At 64.8% G+C, this 23,180-nt stretch carries 27 protein-coding genes; 12 read left to right on the forward strand and 15 right to left on the reverse strand.

The window, feature by feature from the left end; genetic code table 11:
- Window position 1: 1 nt before the first annotated feature.
- The 4 genes from AC3RCC_RS19885 to AC3RCC_RS19900 form a co-directional block, all read right to left on the reverse strand.
- A complete protein-coding gene (locus AC3RCC_RS19885) occupies window positions 2-466 on the reverse strand; it encodes a hypothetical protein (protein ID WP_291635003.1) in 465 nt (154 codons plus the stop codon).
- Between the two features lie 3 nt (window positions 467-469).
- Window positions 470-1,081: a glutathione S-transferase family protein gene (locus tag AC3RCC_RS19890; RefSeq protein ID WP_291648765.1), complete on the reverse strand. Its 612-nt coding sequence runs from the start codon at window positions 1,079-1,081 to the stop codon at window positions 470-472.
- Between the two features lie 177 nt (window positions 1,082-1,258).
- Window positions 1,259-2,182, reverse strand: a complete 924-nt coding sequence (locus AC3RCC_RS19895; protein WP_492256343.1) for an AEC family transporter — start codon at window positions 2,180-2,182, stop codon at window positions 1,259-1,261.
- 205 nt (window positions 2,183-2,387) lie between these two features.
- The gene (locus AC3RCC_RS19900; protein ID WP_291634997.1) at window positions 2,388-2,939 is read right to left on the reverse strand and encodes a thermonuclease family protein; all 552 of its coding nucleotides are present in this window, start codon (window positions 2,937-2,939) and stop codon (window positions 2,388-2,390) included.
- An 85-nt stretch (window positions 2,940-3,024) separates the two neighbouring features.
- Here AC3RCC_RS19900 and AC3RCC_RS19905 point away from each other — a divergent pair, with 85 nt between their 5' ends.
- Window positions 3,025-4,545 carry a sensor histidine kinase gene (locus tag AC3RCC_RS19905; protein ID WP_291634995.1) on the forward strand — a complete coding sequence of 507 codons (1,521 nt, stop codon included), beginning with the start codon at window positions 3,025-3,027 and terminating at the stop codon, window positions 4,543-4,545.
- Window positions 4,546-4,664: 119 nt separating this feature from the next.
- Here AC3RCC_RS19905 and cobT read toward each other — a convergent pair whose 3' ends face one another.
- Window positions 4,665-5,687, reverse strand: a complete 1,023-nt coding sequence (gene cobT / locus AC3RCC_RS19910; RefSeq protein WP_492256344.1) for a nicotinate-nucleotide--dimethylbenzimidazole phosphoribosyltransferase — start codon at window positions 5,685-5,687, stop codon at window positions 4,665-4,667.
- A gap of 114 nt (window positions 5,688-5,801) precedes the next feature.
- On the opposite strand from cobT, the gene AC3RCC_RS19915 reads away from it, so the two are divergent.
- Window positions 5,802-6,647: an adenosylcobinamide-GDP ribazoletransferase gene (locus AC3RCC_RS19915; protein ID WP_492256345.1), complete on the forward strand. Its 846-nt coding sequence runs from the start codon at window positions 5,802-5,804 to the stop codon at window positions 6,645-6,647.
- Entirely contained in the window at window positions 6,644-6,856 is a 213-nt protein-coding gene (locus AC3RCC_RS19920) for a DUF1289 domain-containing protein (RefSeq protein WP_291648756.1), read from the forward strand. Before AC3RCC_RS19915 ends, AC3RCC_RS19920 begins: the two co-directional genes overlap by 4 nt.
- 10 nt (window positions 6,857-6,866) lie before the next feature.
- Here AC3RCC_RS19920 and AC3RCC_RS19925 read toward each other — a convergent pair whose 3' ends face one another.
- The 4 genes from AC3RCC_RS19925 to dusA all read right to left on the reverse strand — a co-directional run bounded on the left by AC3RCC_RS19925 (window position 6,867) and on the right by dusA (window position 9,788).
- Window positions 6,867-7,271, reverse strand: a complete 405-nt coding sequence (locus tag AC3RCC_RS19925) for a GNAT family N-acetyltransferase (protein WP_492258809.1) — start codon at window positions 7,269-7,271, stop codon at window positions 6,867-6,869.
- A gap of 77 nt (window positions 7,272-7,348) precedes the next feature.
- A complete protein-coding gene (locus AC3RCC_RS19930) occupies window positions 7,349-8,182 on the reverse strand; it encodes a sulfite exporter TauE/SafE family protein (protein WP_291634986.1) in 834 nt (277 codons plus the stop codon).
- Window positions 8,183-8,298: 116 nt separating this feature from the next.
- Complete coding sequence (locus tag AC3RCC_RS19935; RefSeq protein ID WP_291634984.1) at window positions 8,299-8,757, reverse strand: PaaI family thioesterase; 459 nt, start codon at window positions 8,755-8,757, stop codon at window positions 8,299-8,301.
- A 14-nt stretch (window positions 8,758-8,771) separates the two neighbouring features.
- Window positions 8,772-9,788: a tRNA dihydrouridine(20/20a) synthase DusA gene (gene dusA / locus AC3RCC_RS19940; protein ID WP_492256346.1), complete on the reverse strand. Its 1,017-nt coding sequence runs from the start codon at window positions 9,786-9,788 to the stop codon at window positions 8,772-8,774.
- A 117-nt stretch (window positions 9,789-9,905) separates the two neighbouring features.
- Between dusA and AC3RCC_RS19945 the strand changes: the two genes are divergently transcribed.
- The 6 genes from AC3RCC_RS19945 (at window position 9,906) to AC3RCC_RS19970 (ending at window position 15,869) form a co-directional block, all read left to right on the forward strand.
- On the forward strand, window positions 9,906-10,994 hold the full coding sequence (locus tag AC3RCC_RS19945) for a site-specific integrase (RefSeq protein WP_492256347.1): 1,089 nt from the start codon (window positions 9,906-9,908) through the stop codon (window positions 10,992-10,994).
- A 124-nt stretch (window positions 10,995-11,118) separates the two neighbouring features.
- Window positions 11,119-11,340 (forward strand): hypothetical protein, encoded by a 222-nt coding sequence (locus tag AC3RCC_RS19950; protein ID WP_492256348.1) that lies wholly within the window; start codon window positions 11,119-11,121, stop codon window positions 11,338-11,340.
- Between the two features lie 50 nt (window positions 11,341-11,390).
- The gene (locus AC3RCC_RS19955) at window positions 11,391-12,590 is read left to right on the forward strand and encodes a ParB/RepB/Spo0J family partition protein (RefSeq protein ID WP_492256349.1); all 1,200 of its coding nucleotides are present in this window, start codon (window positions 11,391-11,393) and stop codon (window positions 12,588-12,590) included.
- Between the two features lie 60 nt (window positions 12,591-12,650).
- Window positions 12,651-12,899 carry a hypothetical protein gene (locus AC3RCC_RS19960; protein ID WP_492256350.1) on the forward strand — a complete coding sequence of 83 codons (249 nt, stop codon included), beginning with the start codon at window positions 12,651-12,653 and terminating at the stop codon, window positions 12,897-12,899.
- On the forward strand, window positions 12,886-15,213 hold the full coding sequence (locus tag AC3RCC_RS19965; protein ID WP_492256351.1) for a tape measure protein: 2,328 nt from the start codon (window positions 12,886-12,888) through the stop codon (window positions 15,211-15,213). The genes AC3RCC_RS19960 and AC3RCC_RS19965 overlap by 14 nt, the downstream gene beginning before the upstream one ends.
- Window positions 15,210-15,869, forward strand: coding sequence for a hypothetical protein (locus AC3RCC_RS19970; protein ID WP_492256352.1), 660 nt, complete (start codon window positions 15,210-15,212; stop codon window positions 15,867-15,869). The genes AC3RCC_RS19965 and AC3RCC_RS19970 overlap by 4 nt, the downstream gene beginning before the upstream one ends.
- A 46-nt stretch (window positions 15,870-15,915) precedes the next feature.
- On the opposite strand, the gene AC3RCC_RS19975 is transcribed toward AC3RCC_RS19970, so the two are convergent.
- Both AC3RCC_RS19975 and AC3RCC_RS19980 read right to left on the reverse strand, forming a co-directional pair.
- Window positions 15,916-16,107, reverse strand: a complete 192-nt coding sequence (locus AC3RCC_RS19975; RefSeq protein WP_492256353.1) for a hypothetical protein — start codon at window positions 16,105-16,107, stop codon at window positions 15,916-15,918.
- A 709-nt stretch (window positions 16,108-16,816) separates the two neighbouring features.
- Window positions 16,817-17,272 (reverse strand): helix-turn-helix domain-containing protein, encoded by a 456-nt coding sequence (locus AC3RCC_RS19980; RefSeq protein WP_492256354.1) that lies wholly within the window; start codon window positions 17,270-17,272, stop codon window positions 16,817-16,819.
- Between the two features lie 96 nt (window positions 17,273-17,368).
- On the opposite strand from AC3RCC_RS19980, the gene AC3RCC_RS19985 reads away from it, so the two are divergent.
- Window positions 17,369-17,782: a DUF669 domain-containing protein gene (locus AC3RCC_RS19985; protein ID WP_492256355.1), complete on the forward strand. Its 414-nt coding sequence runs from the start codon at window positions 17,369-17,371 to the stop codon at window positions 17,780-17,782.
- Between the two features lie 231 nt (window positions 17,783-18,013).
- Here AC3RCC_RS19985 and AC3RCC_RS19990 read toward each other — a convergent pair whose 3' ends face one another.
- Together AC3RCC_RS19990 and AC3RCC_RS19995 are read right to left on the reverse strand one after the other, a co-directional pair.
- The gene (locus AC3RCC_RS19990) at window positions 18,014-18,409 is read right to left on the reverse strand and encodes a DUF1236 domain-containing protein (protein WP_492256356.1); all 396 of its coding nucleotides are present in this window, start codon (window positions 18,407-18,409) and stop codon (window positions 18,014-18,016) included.
- 335 nt (window positions 18,410-18,744) lie between these two features.
- Window positions 18,745-19,644 (reverse strand): GNAT family N-acetyltransferase, encoded by a 900-nt coding sequence (locus AC3RCC_RS19995; RefSeq protein WP_492256357.1) that lies wholly within the window; start codon window positions 19,642-19,644, stop codon window positions 18,745-18,747.
- Window positions 19,645-20,341: 697 nt separating this feature from the next.
- On the opposite strand from AC3RCC_RS19995, the gene AC3RCC_RS20000 reads away from it, so the two are divergent.
- Together AC3RCC_RS20000 and AC3RCC_RS20005 are read left to right on the forward strand one after the other, a co-directional pair.
- On the forward strand, window positions 20,342-20,725 hold the full coding sequence (locus AC3RCC_RS20000; protein ID WP_492256358.1) for a hypothetical protein: 384 nt from the start codon (window positions 20,342-20,344) through the stop codon (window positions 20,723-20,725).
- Between the two features lie 173 nt (window positions 20,726-20,898).
- Window positions 20,899-21,117 (forward strand): hypothetical protein, encoded by a 219-nt coding sequence (locus AC3RCC_RS20005; RefSeq protein ID WP_291634981.1) that lies wholly within the window; start codon window positions 20,899-20,901, stop codon window positions 21,115-21,117.
- 168 nt (window positions 21,118-21,285) lie between these two features.
- Here AC3RCC_RS20005 and AC3RCC_RS20010 read toward each other — a convergent pair whose 3' ends face one another.
- Entirely contained in the window at window positions 21,286-21,591 is a 306-nt protein-coding gene (locus AC3RCC_RS20010) for a hypothetical protein (RefSeq protein ID WP_291648752.1), read from the reverse strand.
- A gap of 47 nt (window positions 21,592-21,638) precedes the next feature.
- The gene (locus tag AC3RCC_RS20015; protein ID WP_492256359.1) at window positions 21,639-23,156 is read right to left on the reverse strand and encodes an aspartate ammonia-lyase; all 1,518 of its coding nucleotides are present in this window, start codon (window positions 23,154-23,156) and stop codon (window positions 21,639-21,641) included.
- Window positions 23,157-23,180 lie beyond the last annotated feature (24 nt).

Below are 23,180 nucleotides of genomic sequence, written 5' to 3' on the forward strand. Positions count from 1 at the left end.
GTCACCGCGCAGCCAGCAGGCGACGCGACATCGGCACGGCCGGTGCGCGCGAGATCAAACCATCGCAATACCAGGGCTGGCCGCCATCATTGTGATTGCGCGGATTGGCGAGTTCGACGGCGGCGACCGCATTGATCCGGCCATTCTCGAGATTGCGCAGCACATAGAGCCGCTGGTTCATCTCGACGGTGAAGCAGTGGATGGTGCGGTCGCTCGGCGGGCCGTAATAATAGCAGACGGCATCCTCCTTGATGATCCAGCAGGCATCGCGGTTCTGCTGCCAGCCATTATGGCCGAGCGCCCGGCCATCCGGGTCGTGATACTCGGTGAAGAAGCCGCCACCGGTATAGCGGCCGCTCACCGTGTTGCCGGTGAAAGCCTGCCTGATCTGTTCGCCGGTCAATCTTTCGGTCGCCAGCGCCGGCAAAGCGAAGAGCAGTGCAAGCAGGACTGTGACACCGCGCACCCTTCAGGCCTTCCAGCTCGGGCGGGCGGAAAGTTCGCCATGCCAGCGCCGGATATTGGCAAGATCCTCGGACAGCGGAATGCGCGACGGCTTCATGAAATCGACCGCGATGCCGGCGGTGATGTCGGCGACGCTCAGCTCGTCGCCGCAGACGAAGCGATTTGCGGCCAGCTGGAGATCGAGCAGCATCAGCTGGTCGTCGATCATCTCGCGATTGGCCTGCGCCCATTCCGGCACCTGGTCCTCCAGCTCGGCCATGGAGGGATGACTGTGCCGAAACACGGCGGCGACGCTGGAGAACAGGCCGAGTTCGACCCTGCGGTTCCACATCTCGATCAGCGCACCCTGCTTCGGGTCGCGGCCGAACAGGGCAGGCGTCGGATGCAGCCCTTCGATGTAGCGGCAGATCGCCATGGTCTCGGCCAAGGCGGTGCCATCGTCCAGAACCAGCACCGGCAGGCGCTGGGACGGGTTGATGCGGGTGAACTCCGGCGTCTTGTGCTCCTTGCGGCCGATGTCGACCGGGACCAGATCAGGCAGCGGCACGCCCTTCTCGGCGAAAAAGATGCGGACGCGCCGCGGATTGGGCGCTCGCCCGCCATCATAGAGCTTCATCGCCACCCTCACAGCATTCTGGCTTCCAGCCGCATTCAGGGCGCCGAGCGCGCCCTGTCAAGACAAAGCCGGACAACAGGGCGCGAGCATGGCCGAGCGGCCCTGGCCCCGCCGGCCCGGCCTTACGGAACCAGCGCGCCCGCCGATCGCGGGCGCTTCCGGAAAGCCCGGCGATGCCTATAGCGCCGGCGCGAGCAGCAGGAGCGCGACCGGCACCGTCAACGCCGCCAGCACCGTTTGCAGGGCGCAGATTCCGGCCATCAGCGGCGCATCGCCGCCGAGCTGCCGCGCCATGACATAGGAAGAGGAGGCCGTCGGCAGGGCATGGAACAGGATCGCGATCAGCGCCGCCTGGCCGCCCAGTCCGAAGGCCTTGAGGACCAGGAAGGTCACGAGCGGCATGAGCACGAATTTCGCGAAGGAGGCGGCGAGCGCCGGACGCAGCCCTCGGCCGAGGGCCCCCCAGTCGAGCGCCGCCCCGACGCAGAGCAGGCCGAGCGGCAGCGAAGCCTGGCCGAGCGCCTTCAGGAAACCCTCGATGCCCGGCGGCAGGCCGAGCCCGGCGGCCTGAATGGCGATGCCGATCAGGCAGGACATCAGCAGGGGATTGAGCGCGAGGCCGCGCAGCACACCGCGCAGGCTCGGCTGGGCCACGCCCCAGCGCGCGAAAACCAGCACGCAGAGCAGATTCACCGTCGGAACGATCGCGGCATTGGCGACGGCAGCCAGCGAAAGGGCGGGAGCGCCGAGCAGGCTGACCGCGGCGCTGAGACCGACATAGTTGTTGAAGCGGATGCCACCCTGGAAGACGGAGGTGAAGGCCGCGTCGCTCGAAGCCAGCCAGGGCTTGGCCAGCACCAGCAGCGCCGAGACGGCGATGATCGGGATCACCAGCGCGATGGCGAGAGCGCCGACCGGAACACCGCGCAGATCCGCCATCGACAGCGCATGGATAAACAATGCGGGCAGAAGCACATAATAGCAGAGCCGTTCCGCCTGCGGCCAGAAGCTGTCGGGCAGGAAGCGCCGGCGGTGCATCAGGTGGCCGAGCGCGATCAGCAGGGCGATCGGCGCGAGCGCAAGAAGGATGGCGCCGATCATCGGCCTGCTCCGACTGACCTTCGGGGAGAGAAAGACCGTCTTCTAGAGCCAAGCCGGGCGCGAAGACATTCCCCATGACAGCCCGCTGTCATGCGCCGGCCACATGCCTCGCTGCCGGCGTCAGCGGCGCAGAGGCCGGAGAGGGCATCAGCTCCACCCCGCCATCGCGCAATTTCGGTCCGGTTCCGAGAGAATGCGGCACGGGCTAGCGTGGATGGCTCTGGCGCCATTCCGAAGGCCGCTGGAAAGTCAGGGCCCAGAGACCGCGACCGGCGGCCCTCGCCTCCTCCTCCTCGGCCCGGTAGTCGCCATAGGCGAGCGCCTGGCCGTTGCGGACGAGCGCGGCGTTGATCTCGGCCTCGCCCTGGCGGCAGCGGGCGAGGCCGCGGCCATAGCGGTCCGGCCGCGAGATGGTGCAGGTGACATTGCCGCGCGCCAGCATGTCGGCGAGCACACGGCGCGCCTGTCGCCCACAGGCGACATCGCGGCCGCTCCTATCGCGGCAGGTCTGGCGGTATTCGGGCGCGTCTATGCCCTCGAGCCGCAGTTCCTCACCAGCGAGTCTGAGGGAATCGCCGTCGATCGCCTCGGCTGCACCGGTCAGGATTTTGGCAGTCCCCAGCCGATATTGCAGAACCGCGCCGGCCACCGCCAAAAGGCCGATGAAGCCGAGCGCCACGACGAGATCGACCGCGCGACCGACGCGCCGCCAGCCAAACGGGCCATGACCATTCGTCCTGATTCCGAAACGAGACATCAGCACTAGCTTAACGATTTCCTGCCCATCATGGCGAGCCGGTGCCGCAAGGTGCGCCACGGGCCAGGAGCCGCTTTTCTCGGGTATGCCGGAACTCACCGTCGAACAGGTCCAACGCGGTCGCGGACCCGACCCGTCGGCGCTGGCGCGCCGCAAGCTGATCAGCCGCGAGGTGCGATCGGCCCGCGAGCGGCTGACCTCGACGACCGGCCTCGACCGTGCTTTCGACTACGAGCTCGTCCGGCTCTTCGCCCAGTACCGGCTGAACGGCACGGCGGGCACATTGGTGCTAGCGCTGCTCGTCGGCGCAGCGGCCTGCGCCTGGGTGCCGCTCTTCAGGGTCTCCGCCTGGTTCGCCTTCGTGGCGATCGCCTGCGTGCTGATGTTCGTGCTCTGCCGGCGTTTCCTGGCCGAGCCCTCGGCAGAGGCGCGGATCAGCTTCTGGCGCAAGACCATGCCGCTGGCCGAGATGCTGCACGGCGTCTCCTGGGCGCTGCTGCCGGTCCTGTTCATCGGGGTCGAGGCGCCGGGCGCGCGCTTCTTCCTGACGACGACGCTGCTGATCGTCAGCGCGATCACGGTGATGCTCTCCGCCACCATGCCGATGGCGGTCTATGCCGGGCTGGTCCCGGTCACCGGCGCCCTGGTGCTGTTCTTCTCCGGCCGCTCCGACATCGACAGCCTCACCATGCTGATGATGGCAGCCTGCGCCCAGCTCTTCTTCATCTTCCTCGCCAACCGGCTCTACTCGACCTCGGTCGCGACCATCGAATTCCGGGCCGAGAAGGACGCGCTGATCGCGGAGCTCGGTACCGCCAAGGCCAATTCCGACGAGGCACGGCGCAAGGCCGAGGAGGCCAACCTCGCCAAATCGCGTTTCCTGGCGACGATGAGCCATGAGCTGCGCACCCCGCTCAACGCCATTCTCGGCTTCTCCGAGGTGATGAAGAACGAGGTTTTCGGCGAGCACGCCAATAGCGCCTATAAGGAATATTCCGGCGACATCCACGGCTCCGGCCAGCATCTGCTCAACCTGATCAACGAAATTCTCGACCTCTCGCGCATCGAGGCCGGCAAGTACGAACTCAACGAGGAGGCTCTCAGCCTCGCCGGCATCGTCGACGACTGCGCGCACATGCTGAATCTGCGGGCCAAGGCGAAGAGCCAGACCATCCGCCAGGCGGTCGAGCCCGATTTGCCGAAGATCTGGGCGGATGAGCGTGCCATCCGGCAGGTCGTGCTCAACATCCTCACCAACGCCATAAAGTTCACGCCGCAGGGCGGCGAGATCTCGGTCAAGGTCGGCTGGACCGCGACCGGCGGGCAATATGTCTCCGTGAGCGACACCGGCCCCGGCATCCCCGAGGACGAAATTCCGGTGGTGCTGCAGAGCTTCGGCCGCGGCTCGCTCGCGATCAAGACGGCTGAACAGGGCTCCGGCCTCGGCCTGCCGATCGTCAAGGGCCTGATCGACCTCCACAATGGCGGCTTCAGCCTGAAATCGAGGCCGCGCGCCGGTACCGAGGTAACGATCACCTTGCCGGCCGAGCGCGTGATGGACGCATTGCCGGCGCTGCCCGAGCCCGGCGCACGCACGGCGGCCTGAACGGGCAATCGCGCCTTCCGGCGGCGAACGGGGGCACCCGGGCTTCAGGCAAGCCGCTCAGGAACGGAGCCGGGGCGCAGACCGAGAGCGGGTTGCGCGCCGGCCGGCCTTTCGCTCCGCTATTCGCCCTTCTGCGAGACCTGCGCTTGCGTGAAGGTCGCCATGCCGGAATGGACGCCGGCGGCGGCCTTGACGAGACCGGCGGCCAGCGCCGCGCCCGTGCCCTCGCCGAGCCGCATGTCGAGCGCCAGCAGCGGCTGCTTGCCGATCCGGACCAGCGCCTGCGCATGCGCGCCCTCGGCCGAGAGATGGCCGGCGAGGCAATGGTCGAGCGCCGACGGATCGAGCGCATGCAGGATCGCGGCGGCGGCAGTCACGACATAGCCGTCGAGGATCACCGGAATGCGCTGCAGCCTGGCGGCGAGGATCGTGCCGCAGATCGCCGCGATCTCGCGCCCGCCGAGGCGGCGCAGCACCTCCAGGGGATCGCCGAGATGGGCGGCGTGCAGCTCCAGCCCGGCCTCGACGGCCGCGACCTTGCGCTGCAGCCCGTCATCGTCCACCCCGGTGCCGCGGCCGCACCATTCGGCAGCGCTACCGCCATAGAGCGCGGCGAAGATCGCCGCGGCCGAGGTCGTGTTGCCGATCCCCATCTCGCCGAGCGCCAGCAGGTCGGTGCCGCCGGCGAGCGCTTCCATGCCGAAGGCCATGGTGGCGACGCAGGCCCGCTCGTCGAGCGCATCCTCCTGGGTGAAGTCGCCGGTCGGCAGATCGAGGGCGAGATCGAAGACCTTGAAGCCGAGATCATAGGCCGCGCAGATCTGGTTGATCGCGGCACCGCCGGCGGCGAAATTCTCCAGCATCTGGCGCGTCACCGATTGCGGATAGGCCGAGACACCCTGGGCGACGACGCCGTGATTGCCGGCGAAGACGCAGACCAGCGGCCGGTCGACCCGCGGCGGCGCCTTGCCCTGCCAGGCGGCGAGCCATTCGGCGATCTCCTCGAGCCGGCCGAGGCTGCCGATGGGCTTGGTCAGATCCTTGTCGCGGGCGCGTACGCTGTCGGCCGCGGCCATGTCGGGGCCGGGCATGCCGGCAATGAGCTGACGGATATCGTCGAAAGGCAGGCCGGAGGAAGACATCGCGTCTCGTCTTTTCGCAAACTTTTGGAATCCGGCGGCTGAGCCATCGCCGCCTGCTTGCCGCTGCTGCTATAGGCTGAGGCGAACGAAGACAATCTGGGATATCGACGCGGAATGGCCGAAGCCGAAAGCGAGAATGCGCCTGCCGCGCCGCCGACCTGGCCGGGCTGGCTCGCCGCGACGGCCGCCTGCATCCGCTTCTATTCGCGCCTGCCGGTGCCGGAGATGCCGGGCGAGAGCGCCCATGCGACGCCGGATTTCCGGCTGCTGCCACGGGCCCTACCCCTCGCCGCCCTGCTGATCGCGCTGCCTGCGGCGCTCGTCACGCTCGCGACCGGCCTCGCCGGGCTCGACGACCTCGTCGTCGCATCCCTCGGCGTCGCCGTGCTGGTCTTCACCACCGGCGCCTTCCATGAGGACGGGCTGGGCGACAGCGCCGACGGGCTGTTCGGCGGCTGGACGCCCGAGCGCCGGCTCGAAATCATGAAGGATAGCCGCATCGGCAGCTATGGCACGCTGGCGATCGGGCTCGCGCTGCTGCTGCGCGTCTCCGCACTGGCGGCGATCCTCGACGGCGCAGGCGCCTTCGCCGCAGCGGCCGCCATTCTCGGGGCCGCCGCCTGGTCGCGTGTGGAGGGTATCCGCGTCGTCGCGACACTGCCGCCGGCACGAACCGACGGGGCCTCGGCGGCGGTCGGCACGCCGGAACGCGCGGTGCTGCCCTTCGCCTACGGCCTCTCCGCCGGCATCGGGCTTCTGCTCGGGCTCGCCGGCGCGCTGCCGCCCGCAGGCCTCGTCATCGGCATCGGGCTTTCGGCGCTGGCGAGCGGCTGGCTGATGCGCACCGCAAAGCGGCTGATCGGCGGGCAGACAGGCGACATCGCCGGGGCCTGCCAGCAATTATCCGAGATCGCGATCTATCTCGGCATCGCTCTCGCTCTCGGCTGGAGCGGGCCATGAGCGCCGTATCGAGCCCCTGCATCCGCATCTGCGTGATCGACCCGGCGAGCAAGCTCTGCGAGGGCTGCGGACGTACGCTTCAGGAGATCGCGCAATGGTCCCGCCTCTCCGAAGCGGAGCGTCTGGCGATCATGGCGCTATTGAATGAGCGGCTGAAGGCGCGGCCCGAACGGCCTCAGCCGTCATTGCGGGCGGAAGCGAAGCAATGACGGCGGCGTCTCACCTCGCTGCGAGACGGCGAAGTTCCTCGCCGCTCAGCCTGAAGAAGACCTTCTCCGGCTGGGGCGAAGCACCGAGGCTTTCATAGAAGTCCAGCAGGCGGACATCGTCGCGCGCCGCCGTCCAGTCGACACGGCCAAAGCCGCGCGTCAGGGCGAGACGCGCCAGTTCGGCCATCAGGCGGCGCCCTGCGCCGAGGCCCCGCGCGGCCTGCGCGACATAGAGCTCCTTCAGGAAGAAGCCGGCCCGCAGGCCGGGCCCGGGATAGATCGCCGCGAAGGCGGCGAAACCGACGAGCGCATCTCCGTCTGTCGCGACCAGGAGCTCGGCTCCGGCCGGGCGGCCCGCAAGCCCAGCACGGATCTCGGCATCAGACGGACATGGCACGCGATAATGCGCCTGCATCTCGGCCATCAGGCGGGCGAGCGCCGGATGATCGGCTTCGATGCCGGCGCGGATCGAGAGCACGGTTCTTCGCCTGCTCAGAAGACCAGCGACCAGAAGAAGCGGGCGCAGACCACCAGCAGGAAAATGCCGAAGGCGACTTCGAGCTTGCGCTTCGACAGCCGGTGCGCCAGGCGCGCGCCGATCGGCGCCGTCCAGATCGAGGTCGGGATGAAGAGCAGGAAGCCGATGAAGGAGACATAGCCGAGCGAGAGCGGCGGCAGGAGGTCCATTTTCGGCCAGCCGGCATAGATGTAGCCGAGCGCGCCGGGGATCGAGATCAGCACGCCGAGCCCGGAGGAGGTCGCGACCGCCTGGTGGATCGGGCGGCCGTAGAAGGTCATGAACAGGCTGGAAAGCTGCCCCCCGCCGATCCCCATCAGGGCCGAGAGCACGCCGATGATCAGCCCGTAAATCCGCATCAGGAAGGGCCCGGGCATGTCGTCGCCGAGCTTCCAGCGGTCGGAGGCGAAGAGCAGGCGCATGGCGCTGGCGAAGGCGACCGCGACGAAGACCGCCTTGAACACGTCCGGCGGAGCGTAGCGCGCGATCAGACTGCCGAAGCCGACGCCGAAGATCACGGGCAGCGCCCAGATCCGCAGAATTGAGGTATCGACGAGGCCCTTGGCAAAGTGCGCACGGTAGGAGCGGATCGAGGTCGGGATGATCACGGCCAGCGAGGTGCCGACGACGAGGGGCATGCGCACCTCCTCGGGAACGCCGATGACCCGGAAGACCTCGTACAGCACCGGCACGATCACCGCGCCGCCGCCGACGCCGAAAAGGCCCGCAAGCAGGCCGGTGACGGCGCCGGCCGCGACCAGAGAGACCGCGAGGAAGATCAGGTCGTTCAGGGGAATGCCGGCGATCATAGCGCTTCCGATCCGGGAAAGTTCGGGCTGCTCTTAGGGATTTGCCGAAAAAGGGCAAGGTTGGCAGGGCAGAGCCGTCATGCGCCGGGGCGCTTTTTCTCGTCGAAGGATCCGGCTCAGTCCCGGACGCCTTCGCGGCCGGCGATCGCCATGCAGGTCGCAGTCAGCATGGCGCAGAGCCGGCGCGCCCCGCCCGAGATCGCGAAGACCTCGGCGGTGGCGAGGGTCAGGGTGCGCCCGGCCTTCACCACCTTGCCGAGCGCCCGCAATTCATCGCCTGTCGCGGGTGCAAGCAGGTTGATCTTGAACTCGGCGGTGAGGATGCCGGCGCCTTCCGGCATGGCGGTGAGCGCGGCATAGCCGGCGGCGCTGTCGGCGATGGTCGAGACCGCGCCAGCATGGACGAAGCCGTGCTGCTGGCAAAGATGGGCCGAGACCGGCAGGGCGATCTCGACCTCGCCGGGCGCGACGCGGACGAGCCGGGCGCCCAGCGTCGTCATGAAGGCCTGCTTGGCGAAACTGGTCTCGATCCTCGCGACCAGCGCGGAACCGACAGCGGAAGGTGCACCCGTCATCGGGAAGGTCTCGTTCATTCGGCAGCGATCGCGGAAGGCGCCTCGCGCTCGACATGGGCGATGGCGGCGCGCAGATCGGCGAGGCCGGCACCGGCGCCGACGCAATGCTCGGCGAGATGGCGGCGGAACAGGCGCGAACCGCGCCGGCCGGGGAAAAGCCCGACCAGATGGCGGGTAAAGGCGTGCAGGCGCCCACCCCGCTCGAGATGCGTGGCGATGAACGGCTCCAGCGCCTCCAGCATCTCGAAGGCGTCGGCGACCGGCGCTGTCTCGCCGAACAGCAGCGGATCGACGGAAAGCAGCACTTCCGGGTTCTGATACGCCTCGCGGCCGAGCATCACGCCATCGACATGGGCAAGATGCGGCAGCCATTCTGCGGGCGCGCGGATGCCGCCATTGAGGGCGACCGGTAGATCGGGATTGGCGCGTTTCAGGCGATAGGCCCGCTCATAGTCGAGCGGCGGAATCTCGCGGTTCTCCTTGGGCGAAAGCCCCTGCAGCCAGGCCTTGCGGGCGTGCACGATCAGGGCATCGACGCCCGCGGCGCGGACCGTGGCGGTCAGAGCGTCGAGCGCGACCTCCGGGTCCTGATCGTCGACGCCGATGCGGCACTTCACCGTGACGGGAATGGGAACGACCGCCTTCATCGCCGCGACGCAATCGCCGACCAGTTCGGGCTCGCGCATCAGGCAGGCGCCGAAAGCTCCGCCCTGGACACGGTCCGAGGGGCAGCCGCAATTCAGGTTGATCTCGTCATAGCCGAAATCGGCGCCGATCTTCGCCGCCTCGGCCAGCAGAGCCGGATCATTGCCGCCGAGCTGCAAGGCGACCGGGTGCTCGAAGGTGTCGTAGCCGATCAGCCGCTGCCGGTCGCCGCGGATCACAGCCTGCGCCGTCACCATCTCAGTATACAGCAGGGCACGACGCGACATCAGGCGATGGACCACCCTGCAATACCGGTCGGTCCAGTCCATCATGGGTGCAACACTGAAACGCCAAGCGCTTGAGAAGGCTTGATTTTCCTTATGCATCAATATCTTGCACCCATTCCTAACGTGTCAGCCCGTGTCAGCCTTTTGCGGGCTATTGCAGGGTTTTTCCGGCATCGGTACAACTCTTGTAGTACTTGGCAAGGGCATGTTGTACCGATGGGATCCATTCTAGCACGCAAGCGCGCTGACGGGACGGTTGGCTATCTAGCACAGATCGTCCGTAAGCGCGGCAAGGAGTTCCTGCATCGCGAGACCAAGACATTCGACAAGAAGCGGGAGGCCGCCGCATGGCTACGCTTTCGCGAGGCAGAGCTGGACAAGCCCGGCGCCCTTGATGAGCTAAAGAAACCCAGCGCCACGCTCGCCGACGCGATCGACAAGTACACCTCGGAGTCGAAGAAGGAGGCCGGCAAGACCAAGGCTCAGGTCCTGCGCTCGATCAAGGAATACGACATCGCGGACATGGACGCGCCGACGATCAAGAGCGAGCACATCGTCGCCTTCGCGCAAGAGCTTCTTGCTGGCGGACGCCAGCCGCAGACGGTCGGCAACTATATGAGCCACCTGTCGTCGATCTTCAGAATCGCGCGCCCAGCCTGGGGGATTAAACTCGATCAACAGGCGATGAAGGACGCGCACGTTGTACTGCGCGACCTCGGCGTGACGGCGAAGAGCAAACAGAGGGACAGGCGCCCTACCCTCGCCGAACTTGACCTGCTGATGCAGCACTTCACCGACGTCCGTAAGCGCCGGCCAAAGTCGAACCCGATGGCCCGGATCATCGCCTTCGCCATCTTCAGCACGCGGCGCCAGGAAGAGATCACGACTCTTGCATGGGCCGACTTGGACGAGGCCCACAATCGAATCCTCGTCCGCGATATGAAGCACCCGGGCCAGAAGGTCGGGAACGACGTCTGGGTGGAACTCGTGCCCGAAGCGTTGGCGATCATGCGAGCCATGCCTAGGTCAGGCGAGCGCATCTTTCCCTACAGCACCGATGCGATCTGCATGGCGTTCTCACGCGCCTGCAAATTCCTTGGCATCGTAGATCTCCACTTCCACGACTTGAGGCACGAAGGCGTGTCGCGGCTATTTGAGATGGGTCGAACGATCCCGCAGGCGGCATCGGTGTCGGGCCATCGCAGCTGGCAGTCACTGCAGCGGTACAGCCACATCAGAGAGAGCGGCGACAAGTTCGCCGACTGGCCATGGCTCAAACGCTGCTGTCAGGAGATGTCAGGATAGACCGGGGCAGCGCCTGAAAGGGCTTGACAAATAACCATGTTTTGGTCTATATTGTTTGATGCGGTTACACGCTTCGCGCTATTTTCTATATGTGTCAATCTAGCATTTAATAAGGGGCTGTCAAGTGGCAAAATTCGATACCAAGGCCGCGGCGGATTATATCGGAAAATCAGCTAGTTGGCTGAACAAGACGCGCATGACCGGCACGGGGCCAGTGTATCTGAAGATCGGCGGCAACGTCCGCTATGAGCGAACCGACCTTGACGCCTTTCTGGCCGAGGCACGCCGGACTGCAGTCTATGCTCACGCCAACGACAACGCCCGCGCTCAGAGGGCTGCGGCGTGATGGGGCGGGAGCAACAGGAGAAGGGGCTGGCGGCTGCCAAGGAACGCCTCTTGGCTACGCAGGGTGTCGTTGCGAAAGCCATGCGGTCGGCTGACGACCGGGCACGCAGCGACCACACTATCCCGATCCACTTGGTCGCTATCGAGGACAGGCTTCGCGCCGCAGATGAGGCTCAGGTTTCCGCGCTCGTCGAGAGCGTCCGCGAAGTCGGAATCTTGAATCCGATCACGGTGTACAAGCGCAAGGTAATCCATGACCACTTGGCGAGAGATGGCTACGGACTGGTCGCTGGGCTGCACCGCCTGGCGGCGGCTAAGCGGCTCGGCCTGGAGGACATTCCCGCGCACATCGTCACGCTGACCGATCTGCAGCGTCAGATTGCCGAATGTGATGAAAACCTCTGCGGGCCGAAGCTGACGGCATCGGAGCGGGCGCGGTTCACGTCTCGACGTAAGCAGGCGTACGAGGCGCTGCACCCAGAAACGCGGCAAGGTGTGGCCGGCGGCAAAGCACGGCAAGGGGCAGCAACCGCCAAGCTGTCGTTTGCTGCCGACACCGCTAAGCGCACCGGTCAGTCAGAACGCTCAGTACAGCGTGATGCCGCCCGAGCAGAAGATCTCGGGGATGATCTGCTCCAACAGGCCAAGGGCACGTCGCTGGACAATGGCGCTGCGCTTGATGCCTTAACCGGTCTGCCAAAGCCGGACCGGCAAGCCGTGGTTGATCGGGCAGCCAAAGGCGAGAAGGTCACGGCCAGCGAGGTTGAACGGCTCAAACGGCAACTCGCTAAGGCCAAGGAACAAGCCGCCGACGACAACTCCCGGCTGGCCTTCGCTCAGGATGTTGCCCGCACGGCAGAAGAACAACGGGACAAGGCGCAGAACGAAGCCTTGTTCCTGCGCGCCGATAAGGAGCGGTTAGAGCAGGACGTTGCAGAGCTAAGAGAAGAGCAGGCGCCGCGAGCCCCGGCGTTGGATGCGTTGCATGTTGGCGGCGCCGTGCCCGCCGGCTTCGCATGTAGCGGAAAGAGCGGCCAGGACTTCTGGATCGCTTGGGCAGATATGAGTGGCGAGGAGCGTGACGAGTACTTGTCGAGAGCGCCCCGCGTCACGGCCGTCGACCGCGCCCTCGCGGCCTATGACGCTCTGAGCCCCGAGGAGCGCCTGCAGTTCCACGAGCAGCGACCAGACCCGACCGAGCCGTTCGTGCCGATAGCCAGCCTCGCGGTGAAGGTGCCGCAGGCGAGCTAATACCTGCCGCCACGGCGGGCATTTCACCTGTAACCAATGCAAAATCCCTTGGGAGGGAATTTGAACATCATCTCTTACTGGCCTGCCCCCGTGGGCGGCCGAACAAAAGCTCATTTCGACATCGAGATAATGGAGGGCTTGCGCATCTGCGGGCTCAAGCTCGTGGTGAACGAGCAGGGGCAGTACCGGACCATCGCGCCGCAGCTCGGGACGCGCCGAACGGTGACGATGCTGCCGGAAGTCGCCACTCAGATCACCGGCGCTGCAGTCGCCCGCATGAAGGGGCTGCAGCCTAATGACCGCAACTGAGACTGCAGCCGTCGAGATCGACGACGATGATTACGAAGACACCGGCCTGTACCACTTCATTGGTCCGCTGAAGGCGCTCCCCGATCTCGAGCCGGGTGATCCCGAGCCGACGCCTGCCGAGCATGCTCATCACGTCGAGTTCATGCGTCGGCGCGACTGGGCTGAGGCAGAGGTGCGCCGCGTTGAACGAGAGCGCGAGCGTGAGGAACGCGTTGCCCGTCTGCGCCTTGATCGGGACATTGCAGATGCCGCCAGGAAGGGCGACCACGTCAAGGTCGCGACGCTCACCGGCAAATCCAACCGGTTTCCGCCGGTCGCCAGCAACGATAACCGAAAGGGCGGCTCGGTTTATCCCGGCATCGTCAGTAGCGCCGAGTTCGTCAGCGGCTTCGTGCCGCCCGACTACCACTTGGACGGCGTAGCGCAGGCCGGGTTTTTGTATGCCCTGACAGCCGGCACAGGCACAGGCAAGACAGCCGTCCTCCTGGCGCTGACCGCTTCCACGGCGCTCGGAACGTCTCTGTGCGGCAGGGACGTCCGCAAGGGGAGTGTCGTCTATTTCGCAGGTGAGAACCCCGACGACGTCCGGATGCGATGGCTCGCTATGGCTGACCGGCTTGGCTTCGATCCTGCTGATATGGATGTCCATTTCATCGCCGGCACCTTCAGCATTCCGGTAGCGGTGGCGCGTATCGGTCTCGATGTCGATCGCCTGGGCGGCGCCGACATGATCGTGGTGGACACGAGCGCGGCCTATTTTCAGGGGGACGATGAGAATGGAAACACTGCTCTCGGCAAACACGCCCGCGATCTCCGCCAGTTGTGCAACCTGCCCGGCAAGCCCGCCGTCTTCGTCGCCTGCCACCCGACCAAGAACGCGGACCCGGCGAACCTGCAGCCTCGCGGTGGTGGCGCCTTCATTGCCGAGATCGACGGCAACCTGACGCTCACGAAGGATGCGGGGCTGTCGGGCAAGAGCGCATCGGAATCGTCCGGCGCCCTGCTTCAGCTTTCGCAGGCATTCAGCAACGGCAAGGTGCAGGCCGAGGAGTACAACTCGCTCCTCGATGGCGCCTATCCCCTCCTGCAGGCGGCGGCCGCGGGGATGCAGCAGGCTGGTGGTGACGTTGCGAAGCTCACCGCGCTCGTCAAGGACGGCAAGGTGTCGTCGGAAGGGTTCTTCCGAGCCATCCAGGCCGGCGCTCCGTTGCTCGAGCAGAAACTAGCCGGAGCCTCTCTCACGTCAGCCCAGGCGATGGAGAAGCTTCAGAATGAGGTTATCAAGGCCGCGGGTGAGTTCGACACGGCCACAGGCTTCTCGCGCGGCCTGGCGGTCGCGATCGACGGCCTTGCCGGCTCTATCGGCGGCGTCGGCACGGCGGCCTCCGGCGCCGTAAATGGCGTCCAAGCGCTGATTGCGAAGGTTGGAGAGCTGGCCCGGGCCAATGCAGGCGTCCAGCGCCAGCAGGGGCTGACCTATCAGGAAGAGCGGGCGGCCCGTGTTGCGCAGGCGCGCGAGATGGGCACGGCTAACGCCGGCGGGCGCGAAACTGTAGCGACTGAGCAGGCGGCAGCCAATGCCCGCGCTGCGGAGGAAAACCGCAAGGCTCTGGCGTCCTTCCGGCAGTCCGAAGTGGAATTCGCCAACGCCCTGAAGACCACTACGCTGCCCCCGGCGCGCCCAGGCGGCACGGGCAAGATCAACCCGATCGATAACGACAAATATAAACCGGTCGGCAGCAAGGACGGCAAAGGCGGCGGCGGATCCAGCAAGGACACACTCGACTCTTATGAGAAGGCCCTGGTCGCCAGCGAGAAGCGGCGTCAGGCGCTGCTCCTCGAGGCTGAAACCGAGGGAAAGGGCACGTTTGCGAAGGCCAAGGCCCGCGAAGCACTCGAGCTAGAAACCGCCGCAAAGCGTGCCGCGATCCCGATCACAGAAGAAATGCGAGCTGCGATCGATCGCGCTGCGACGGGTTACGCGAACGCAAAGGTCCGGGTCGAAGAGGTCCGCAAGGCTCTCGAGGATGCGCATGAAGCTCAGAAATTCCTCGGCGACGCCATCACGGACTCGCTCGGCGACCTGATTGTCGACGGCGAGAAGGCCGAAGACGTCATGCGCAATTTGGTCAAACAACTCGCGCGCGCAGCCCTGCAAGCCGCGCTGATTGGCGGCGGACCACTCGCCGGCCTTTTTGGGACTAGCGGCAGCAACGGCGCGCCCGGCGGGCTGCTCGGCATGCTGTTCAAGGGCTTTGCCGATGGCGGCTACGTCGGCGCCGTAAACTCAGACAATATGGAGGTGCTCGCGTGAGCGCTGTTGCGACATTTATCGAGCATGACCGCGTGCATCTTCTGGCCGACGCCTGCTTTTATGATGATACGGGCACCCTCACGGCGATCGAGCCGAAGGTCTGGACGGTGCCGCGCGCCAAGGCGGTGTTTTCAAGCCGGGGCGCACGCTTCGCGTTCGAAGCGTTCGAAACCGCCTGTGAATGCGTCGAGTACGACGGCTTCGACGACTTCGTTGCGAAGCTCGATGATATCTTCGCCGTGTTTGATATGCTGATGGGCGATCTCCTCGGAGAGATCGTCATCGCAGGCTGGTCCGATCGTGATGCAGTCGGGCGCGTCCTATTCCGCAAGACGTATCCTCGTGACGGCGACGAATGCGAGCCGGGGATTGTCTACGTTATGGGCAAGCGCTCCGGCTTCGGAGTCGATCGGCTGGATCTCGGCGATGAGTGGGTGGAGCAGCAGGCTGTGGCGGCCTTCCAGCGGGCTCGCGAGGGCTTGGAGGATATCCGGTACGGACTTGGCCCGGCCCCTGTGCTGCGGCACGCCGTAGGCGGCTACGTGGGGCACGCGGTAGTCGGGCCGGATGGTGTTGCCGGCGGCGTGATCCATGCTTGGCCGGAAGATGAGGTCGGTAGGCTAATTGAGCCTGCGACGGCTGCGATGGCGGTCTAAAATGATGATCTGGCGCCGCACGGACCGGCGCGGCGCCAGATTGAGACTACTTCTTTGCGCTACCGCTCTTGCCGTGCGCGGTCTCTGACTGCGCATGCGCATCCTTCGAGTGCGACATGGCATCCTTCGAGTGCTCCATCCCCTTGGCGTGATCGCCCTTGGAATGGCTGTCTGCTGCCGATTGGTGCGACTTCGCCGCTGCTGTATGGTGCTCGGCGGCCTTCTTGTGGGAGTCCATAGGCATAGGTGTGCTCCTTGGAACCACGGCTCGGGCATCAGTATTTTGAGCCGTGTCAGGGAAACCACCTGCTGGATGAACTGTTCCGGCCGTTCACGGTAACTTGTAACGCCCCCCAGCGCGCGGCAGACCGCCACAGGAACCGAGCCGGCTCCGGCTAGTTTCCTGTTTCCAATCATGGAGACTTATCATGGCCGCCACCCGCCTTCGTGACCATGATGACGGCGCCGCATACCGGCCCGCCCATGAGAGCGATTTTGGTTGCGTCGGTGATTTCGAGCCGGCGGTTTAGGTTTTCCATGACGCAGGTTAGCACGGCGCGCGGCCTGGGGGCGCGCCTCACACGCCATCCTACAGGAAATCGCCATCCACAGCTCTCCGGCGTGCTAGTGTGCATCTCAGCTCTGAATGCTGACAGCACAAAGGAGCGATTATGGATCACCATTTCAAAGTCGGCGACCAAGTCAGACTGAATTTCGGTTTCCACGACCAAGACGCCGTTGGAACGTATGCCGTCACCCGCCTATTGCCGACAAGCGACGACGGCGATCCGCAATATCGGGTTCGCGGCATGGACGACCGGGAGCGGGTTATAGGGGAGGCGCAGATTGATTGGCCCGGCAGGCCGAACTCTCCCGCCCGTCCCCGAAGTCCTCACAACCCGATTACCGAAATGTTCAACCGTCTCCTAAAGCCGAAGTAGCTTCCATCAATCCTCACTGTTGTCAGGGCTCGGCTTGCCGCGTGCCTTGCCGCGAGCCTGCCCGATCATCTCGGACTCGTCCGTAAGTGCACCACGGCGCTCGGCCTTCTGCTCCGCGGTCGCGTCCGAGCCGATTAGAGCTTCGTCTACGGCATCCGCGGCTTGTGAGCGGACTTCGTCGGCGCTGGCGTGCATTTCCGCCTCGGTGGCCGACTGGCGGGCCGGCAGGCGCACCGCAACACCCGGGCCGGCTGCCGCTTGGCCCTCAGCTAGGAGTTGGACGCCTGCAGCTTCAAAGGCGGCGCGGATGGCGGCTAGGTTGTTAGGGCCAGGGATGCGCCTGTTCTTCTCAAAGTCCCGAACGGTGCTCTCGCTCAGGTTTGAACGAGACGCCAATTCGGACTGGGACCAATCAAGAAGGCCACGCGCCGCGCGACACTGAGCAATGGAAATCTGTTTCATGAAATTCGTGTACCACAAACGAATTCCGTTGACGCGTCTTGTTTTCCGTGTTTTACGTTTATCATTAACGAAAACCGCGAAATAGGAGCGCCGGACATGGCCAGTATCGGATACACCTACAACGCCAACGCAGAGCCGAGCGCCGGCTATACCCCCCTGCCAGCCGGCGAGTACACCCTCGAGATCGTCGAGACCGATTACGACGTGAACGCCAAGGGCACCGGGATGATCCTGAAGTGCAAGGCTGAGATCATCGGCGGGGAATTCGACGGGCGTCCGTTCTACATCAACTACAACCTCGAAAACCAGAACGAGACGGCGCAGGAAATTGGCCAGCGTGACTTCGCCGGCCTGCGGCGGGCAACCGGCGTGCTCGCGCCGGAGTGGAGCACGGACCTCCATTTTATTCCGTTCCGCGTAAAAATCGGCGTGAAGGCCCACAAGGATACTCGCGAGCCGCAGAACGTCATCAAGCAGTATCTGTTCGATGGCGAGCCGATCGCCGCCTGATAGACGCCGGGCCGCTTGGGGGCTGGGGGCACTTGGGTGGCCCGGCGTCCGCTGCCGCATCTCTGAGGCGCACCCTAGCGGGCTCCGCAATTCGGGCTGAATTGGGGCCGCGAACGCCCTTCTCCGCAAGGGGAGCGGGTTAGCAATGGCGCCTGCCTAGCGTGGACGGAGCGAACACAGCGAGGATTGTGCTCGGCCGCCCCGTCCGCCCCCTGTAACGCCGGAGCGGGATCAGTTGATGATTTGAACGATGCGCCGGGTGCCAGGCTCCACCAGAACGGTGCGGCCGTTCACGACCGTGTAGCTGTAACCCTGCGGGCCGAACTCGGCAGGTAAGTCGCGATAGACTACGCCCTGCTGCGGCAGCACGGCACCGACCACCATGGGCTCGGCGTACGTGTAGGACGGGACGCGCTGCTCAACTATGTAGGCTCGGAATCGCGGCGTGTCGTCGATCATCACCCCGCCCGCTGGATCGCGCTTCAAAGGAGCCTCCACGGTGCCCGCGCCGAGCGCTGGATCGCGCGTCGAGCCCCCAGTTGGATCACGGACGACGACACCGGAATTCTGTGCGAACGCCATGGCGGGCAGTGCGACTAACGCAAACGCGAAAGCGAGTTTTTTCATCACCAATCTCCAAGGTTGCGTGCTCGAAGAAGCAACTTGGATGCGGCGATGAGGTTCCGGCGATTGACGAGCGAGGCGATGCGCAAAATCCAAGCGACGCGAATGCCCGTCGCTCCAAGCTACGGGCGCCAAATTGGCGGAAAATCGGTACTACAGACGGTACTACATGCCGCCTGCATACCCCGACAGGCCCGCAAAATTAGGCTTTGTCAGTCCAGTCCATCATAGGCGCAATGCAAAATTTCCATTCCATTTCAGCGGCTTATACGTTTTTTCCGTCCAGCGCAACGATGAGCAAATTCTGTTGGCCTATTGTCGGCGACCGCTGAAATCCGTCACATGAAGCCCGGATTTCGCGGAAGATACCGCCTCCAATCGCCGAATTCGCGCGTTGAAGCCAGAACCATGGGAAAAGTAATCCGCATCCCGTGCTTGAGAGCGACACCGGGAGCTTCGCTCGGGCCGGGGAGGAACGCTGACACATGCGCGCAACCGCCTGCTGCCGCGAAGTCCAGCGCGGTCGCGAAGGCAGCGCCCATATGGTCCGCTTGCGCGACCGCCAGGGGGCCGATGTGACCGGTTGTCGAGACGTAAGCGTAGCCAACGCAATCGCTACCGTCGTGGAGGAGAACGCCTTTCATCGAGGCGTCGTCCAGAAGATAGCGGTGATGCTTCTCGCGCGAGACCCCCAAGGCGCCTACATCAAGTTGCGCCAAAAAGTTGCGATGCGAGGGCGAAGGTTCGATGGCGACGCAGTGGAGCTTGGCGCCCGGCTGATTGGCGGTCAGCCCGGAACTGGCACCGCTGAAAAAGTAGATCGGCAGGCGCGGCAGCAAGCCATGCCGGATATAGAGACCCTGCGAAACGACATTGAATGTGAACGTGATGAGGCTTTTGTTGGTGGCCTTCGATTTTCTGGCATGATCGAGAGTATGTGCCAGCAGCTTGTCGCCAACGCCGCGACCTTGCTGACCAGGCGCGACGAAAAGCTCCGCTAGAAACCACAGATCGCCGCACGCCCAACTGAACGCGAAGCCGACAATCTCGTCGCCGGCTTCCGCGACCCATAGGCCGTCGGGATCATCCTTGAGTGAAAACAATTGAAAAACCGGGCGCCGCACGCTGGCCATCGGTCCAAATCCATGACGTTCGGTCAGATCATTGATGCTGCGAACGACGAGTTCCTGGGCCTGCTGCAAATCATCAGCACAGGCGGGTCGGAAGACGAGCGGCATAAGCGTCATCCTCTCGCGGACTACGGTGATAGCGCACCAAACCGATGCAGCGGCGCGACGATCATGCGTCTTGGGAGCAGTCGTCGGTCACAGGATTCATCACAACGAAGTTTGGAGCCCGGCAGCCTACCGGAATATTTTAACAACCTCGTTCAGTCCGTCCAATCCATCATCGCGGGACGGAGAAGCGAAGCCGCTCCGTAAAGGCCGTAATGCCGTGTTTCACGGGCATTTTGGTCAAGATAGCTCGCCTTTTTGTCTCGCTCCTTGCCGTTTCCATCAGGTCGCGACAGCAGTTTCAGTAGATGCCTTAGCGCTGGCGCGGCGGGAGCAGACATTCCGCGACGCCGTACCAACCTCCAGTCTCCGCATAACGCCCGCGAGCGCCTGAGAGCTGTGCTTGGGGGGCACCGGCGGACCTCGCCGCGCGCAGTGCGGCGCCGGACGTCAGATCAGTGTGGAAGCGCTGGATCTCGGAAATGCCCATCCGGCAGATCTCGCCTATTGAGATCAATGCGACACAGCAGCGAGATCGAGGCAATAAGAAGATTTATACACTTCCTTGTGTCATCGAAACACAAAAATCGAGAATTTACGAAACAATATATAATTTTAACTTGAAGATAAAATCAGATATCTATGCAAATTTAACTTACCAGAACAGATATACGTAAAATCTAAACCACGGGAAAACACGTTGCTTACCCCCCGCTGCAAGCCGAAATTTGAATATCGTCACCTGGATGGCACCGGCCTCCCCCGGGGACCATTCTTCCCGGTTGAACCGTCGCGTTGCGGCCACTACCTTTCGGACATGACAGTTTCCCCAGACATCATACGTTCGGCCCTTTGCCGGAGTTTCACCAGCGATGGACTGACGGTGCAGATCGAGATCTACCGGCTCCGAGACAGCGACAGCTGGACGTTGGAACTGGTCGATGACGAAGGCGACTCGATCGTGTGGGAAGAGCAGTTCGCGACTGATGCTGCGGCTTTCGCCGAGTTCACCGAAGGGCTTGAAGAACTCGGCTTGGAAAAGCTGATCGCGCCGGACGAGGAAGACACAGCCACGGTGCATTGAGGTCGGCGCGACCAATCCCTTGACAGCAGGCTCAGCTGCGCCGTCGGTCACCCCATTGTCATGCAAAGATGCCAAGGCTGCGTTTGCAGTCTTCGCTCTTGTTCCGTTCCTGGCGATCACCATAATGGCGAGGATTACGACGTAGCCTGCTCTCGCCTCCGGTGGAGTCGCCTATGTACGAAGACCAGTTGAAGCAATTTTCCGCGCGATCGATCGAAAAGACGCTGCGCGCCGGCTTGCCAGCTTACATCATGGACGAGGTCCGAGGCGAAGGCGTCATTCGCTTCCGCGTCGATGGCGTCAAAGAGCGCATAGTCATCGTCAGAGGAAAGGCTGTGATCGAGCCTTTTGAAACGCGCCCGAGCTGCAGCGGATCTCCCTCTTGGCGATGAAACGGACGAACCCGCTTCTCGCCATCTGAGCGTCGCGTGCGTCACGCCTCAGCGAATTCGAACAGGCCCAAAACCGGCCGGTGATGAGCCCGGACGGCAAACAACCCGGCCAGGGCCGGGCTGCGTGGTCGGCCTCGTCGCCAGGGGTGGGCCTCGCAGGCGGCCGCCTCAGGCGAGTTCGGCGGCACCGATCCGGTTGAGCAGCGCAAGCCGGTCCGCCGGATCGGCAGCACCTGGAGCCAGCGCCTGCTCGATCAGTCCGGTGAGCTGCTGCAGCGCACCCTCCGCGACGTCGAGCGGCAGCGGGCGGCGATCATAGGCTTCGGAGAAACGGCCGGCGAGATCGGCGAGCAGGCGCAGCAGCGCGGCATGCTCGGGCTCGGCGGCGCGCAGTTCGAGGGCGCGGCCCTGGAATTCGAGATAGGTGTTCATGCTGCCCTTCTGCTGGAGCAGCCAGTTCAACAGCTCGTTCATTGTCCTCTCCGGGTAGGCGGCCGTCCGATTTTGCGGCGGCCGATCGTTCAGGCCCGCGCCTTTCCGGCGGGCTTCGGGCGCGACGGGGCCGTCATCGCCTCGATCTTCAGGAGCTCGTCGAGCTCGGCACGGCTGAGCAGGCCTTCCTCGAGCACGATCTCGGCGACCTTGCGCTTTTCGGCGAGGGCGCGGCGCGCCACGCGCGAGGAGGCCTCGTAGCCGAGCCGTGGCCCCAGCGCCGTGACGAGGCCGATCGAATCCTCGACCAGCGCCATGCAGCGCTCGCGATCGGCCTCGATGCCGGTGACGCAACGCGTCGTCAGCGTCGTCACCGCGGCGGTGAGATGGCGCAGCGAGGAGAGCAGGCAATAGCCGATGGTCGGCTCGAAGGCGTTGAGCTGGAGCTGGCCGCCCTCGGCGCAGAGCGTCACGGTGAGGTCGTGGCCGATGACGAGATAGGCGACCTGGTTGACCACTTCCGGGATCACCGGGTTGACCTTGCCCGGCATGATCGAGGAGCCGGCCTGCACCGCCGGCAGCCTGATCTCGCTGAAGCCGGCGCGCGGCCCGCTAGAAAGCAGGCGCAGATCGTTGCAGATCTTCGAGAGCTTGACCGCGACGCGCTTGAGCACGCCGGAGAACAGCACGAAGGCGCCCATGTCGGAGGTCGCCTCGATCAGGTTCGTCGCCGGCACCATGGGCTGGCGGGCGGCGCGGGCCAGCTCCTCGATGGCGAGGGAGGCATAGCGCGCATCGGCGGTGATGCCGGTGCCGATCGCGGTCGCGCCGAGATTAACCTCGCGAAACAGCGCCGCCGCCTCGCGCAGCCGCGAGACATCCTCCTTGATCGTGGCGAAGAAGGCGTCGAATTCCTGGCCGAGCGTCATCGGCACGGCGTCCTGGAGCTGGGTCCGGCCGATCTTCAGCACATCGGCGAACTCGACCGCCTTGGCCTTGAAGGCGAAGGCGAGCTCGTCCAGCGCCGCGATCATCGGCTCGGTGGCGAAGATCACGGCGAGGCGCAGCGCTGTTGGATAGGCGTCATTGGTCGACTGCGCCATGTTGACGTCGTCATTGGGATGGAGCGCGGCGTAGTCGCCCTTGGCCTGGCCCATCAGCTCGAGCGCGACGTTGGCGATGACCTCGTTGGCGTTCATATTGGTCGAGGTGCCGGCCCCGCCCTGGACGGCATCGACGACGAACTGGTCGTGGAAGCGGCCATCGACCGCGATCAGGTCGCAGGCACGCTCGATCACCTCGGCTTTCGCGGCAGGAAGGTTGCCGAGGCGGCGATTGGCGCGCGCCGCCGCCTGCTTGACCAGGGCCAAGGCCCGCACGAATTCCGGGAAATGACCGACCGGCACGCCGGTGATCGGGAAATTGCCGACGGCGCGCAGCGTATGCACGCCCCAATAGGCGTCGGCCGGCACGTCGATCTCGCCGAGCAGATCATGCTCGCGGCGGGTTTTGACCTCGGCGAGCGCGATCGTCTGCGTCGTCGCGAGCTGGACGCTGTCGGCCTGCGGCGGCGCGGTGATCGGCGTTGCTGCTGCGGCATCGGCCATGGCGGAATCCTTGCGGGATCTGGG

It is taken from the genome of Allobosea sp. GW823-FHT01F03 (assembly GCF_058798075.1).

Bases quoted from the DNA above. Each gene is read 5' to 3' on its own strand.
- AC3RCC_RS19890 (WP_291648765.1), bottom strand. From the start codon at position 1,081: ATGAAGCTCTATGATGGCGGGCGAGCGCCCAATCCGCGGCGCGTCCGC.
- AC3RCC_RS19895 (WP_492256343.1), bottom strand. From the start codon at position 2,182: ATGATCGGCGCCATCCTTCTTGCGCTCGCGCCGATCGCCCTGCTGATC.
- AC3RCC_RS19900 (WP_291634997.1), bottom strand. From the start codon at position 2,939: ATGTCTCGTTTCGGAATCAGGACGAATGGTCATGGCCCGTTTGGCTGG.
- AC3RCC_RS19905 (WP_291634995.1), top strand. From the start codon at position 3,025: ATGCCGGAACTCACCGTCGAACAGGTCCAACGCGGTCGCGGACCCGAC.
- cobT (WP_492256344.1), bottom strand. From the start codon at position 5,687: ATGTCTTCCTCCGGCCTGCCTTTCGACGATATCCGTCAGCTCATTGCC.
- AC3RCC_RS19915 (WP_492256345.1), top strand. From the start codon at position 5,802: ATGGCCGAAGCCGAAAGCGAGAATGCGCCTGCCGCGCCGCCGACCTGG.
- AC3RCC_RS19920 (WP_291648756.1), top strand. From the start codon at position 6,644: ATGAGCGCCGTATCGAGCCCCTGCATCCGCATCTGCGTGATCGACCCG.
- AC3RCC_RS19925 (WP_492258809.1), bottom strand. From the start codon at position 7,271: ATGCAGGCGCATTATCGCGTGCCATGTCCGTCTGATGCCGAGATCCGT.
- AC3RCC_RS19930 (WP_291634986.1), bottom strand. From the start codon at position 8,182: ATGATCGCCGGCATTCCCCTGAACGACCTGATCTTCCTCGCGGTCTCT.
- AC3RCC_RS19935 (WP_291634984.1), bottom strand. From the start codon at position 8,757: ATGACGGGTGCACCTTCCGCTGTCGGTTCCGCGCTGGTCGCGAGGATC.
- dusA (WP_492256346.1), bottom strand. From the start codon at position 9,788: ATGCATAAGGAAAATCAAGCCTTCTCAAGCGCTTGGCGTTTCAGTGTT.
- AC3RCC_RS19945 (WP_492256347.1), top strand. From the start codon at position 9,906: ATGGGATCCATTCTAGCACGCAAGCGCGCTGACGGGACGGTTGGCTAT.
- AC3RCC_RS19965 (WP_492256351.1), top strand. From the start codon at position 12,886: ATGACCGCAACTGAGACTGCAGCCGTCGAGATCGACGACGATGATTAC.
- AC3RCC_RS19975 (WP_492256353.1), bottom strand. From the start codon at position 16,107: ATGGACTCCCACAAGAAGGCCGCCGAGCACCATACAGCAGCGGCGAAG.
- AC3RCC_RS19980 (WP_492256354.1), bottom strand. From the start codon at position 17,272: ATGAAACAGATTTCCATTGCTCAGTGTCGCGCGGCGCGTGGCCTTCTT.
- AC3RCC_RS19985 (WP_492256355.1), top strand. From the start codon at position 17,369: ATGGCCAGTATCGGATACACCTACAACGCCAACGCAGAGCCGAGCGCC.
- AC3RCC_RS19990 (WP_492256356.1), bottom strand. From the start codon at position 18,409: ATGAAAAAACTCGCTTTCGCGTTTGCGTTAGTCGCACTGCCCGCCATG.
- AC3RCC_RS19995 (WP_492256357.1), bottom strand. From the start codon at position 19,644: ATGCCGCTCGTCTTCCGACCCGCCTGTGCTGATGATTTGCAGCAGGCC.
- AC3RCC_RS20005 (WP_291634981.1), top strand. From the start codon at position 20,899: ATGTACGAAGACCAGTTGAAGCAATTTTCCGCGCGATCGATCGAAAAG.
- AC3RCC_RS20010 (WP_291648752.1), bottom strand. From the start codon at position 21,591: ATGAACGAGCTGTTGAACTGGCTGCTCCAGCAGAAGGGCAGCATGAAC.
- AC3RCC_RS20015 (WP_492256359.1), bottom strand. From the start codon at position 23,156: ATGGCCGATGCCGCAGCAGCAACGCCGATCACCGCGCCGCCGCAGGCC.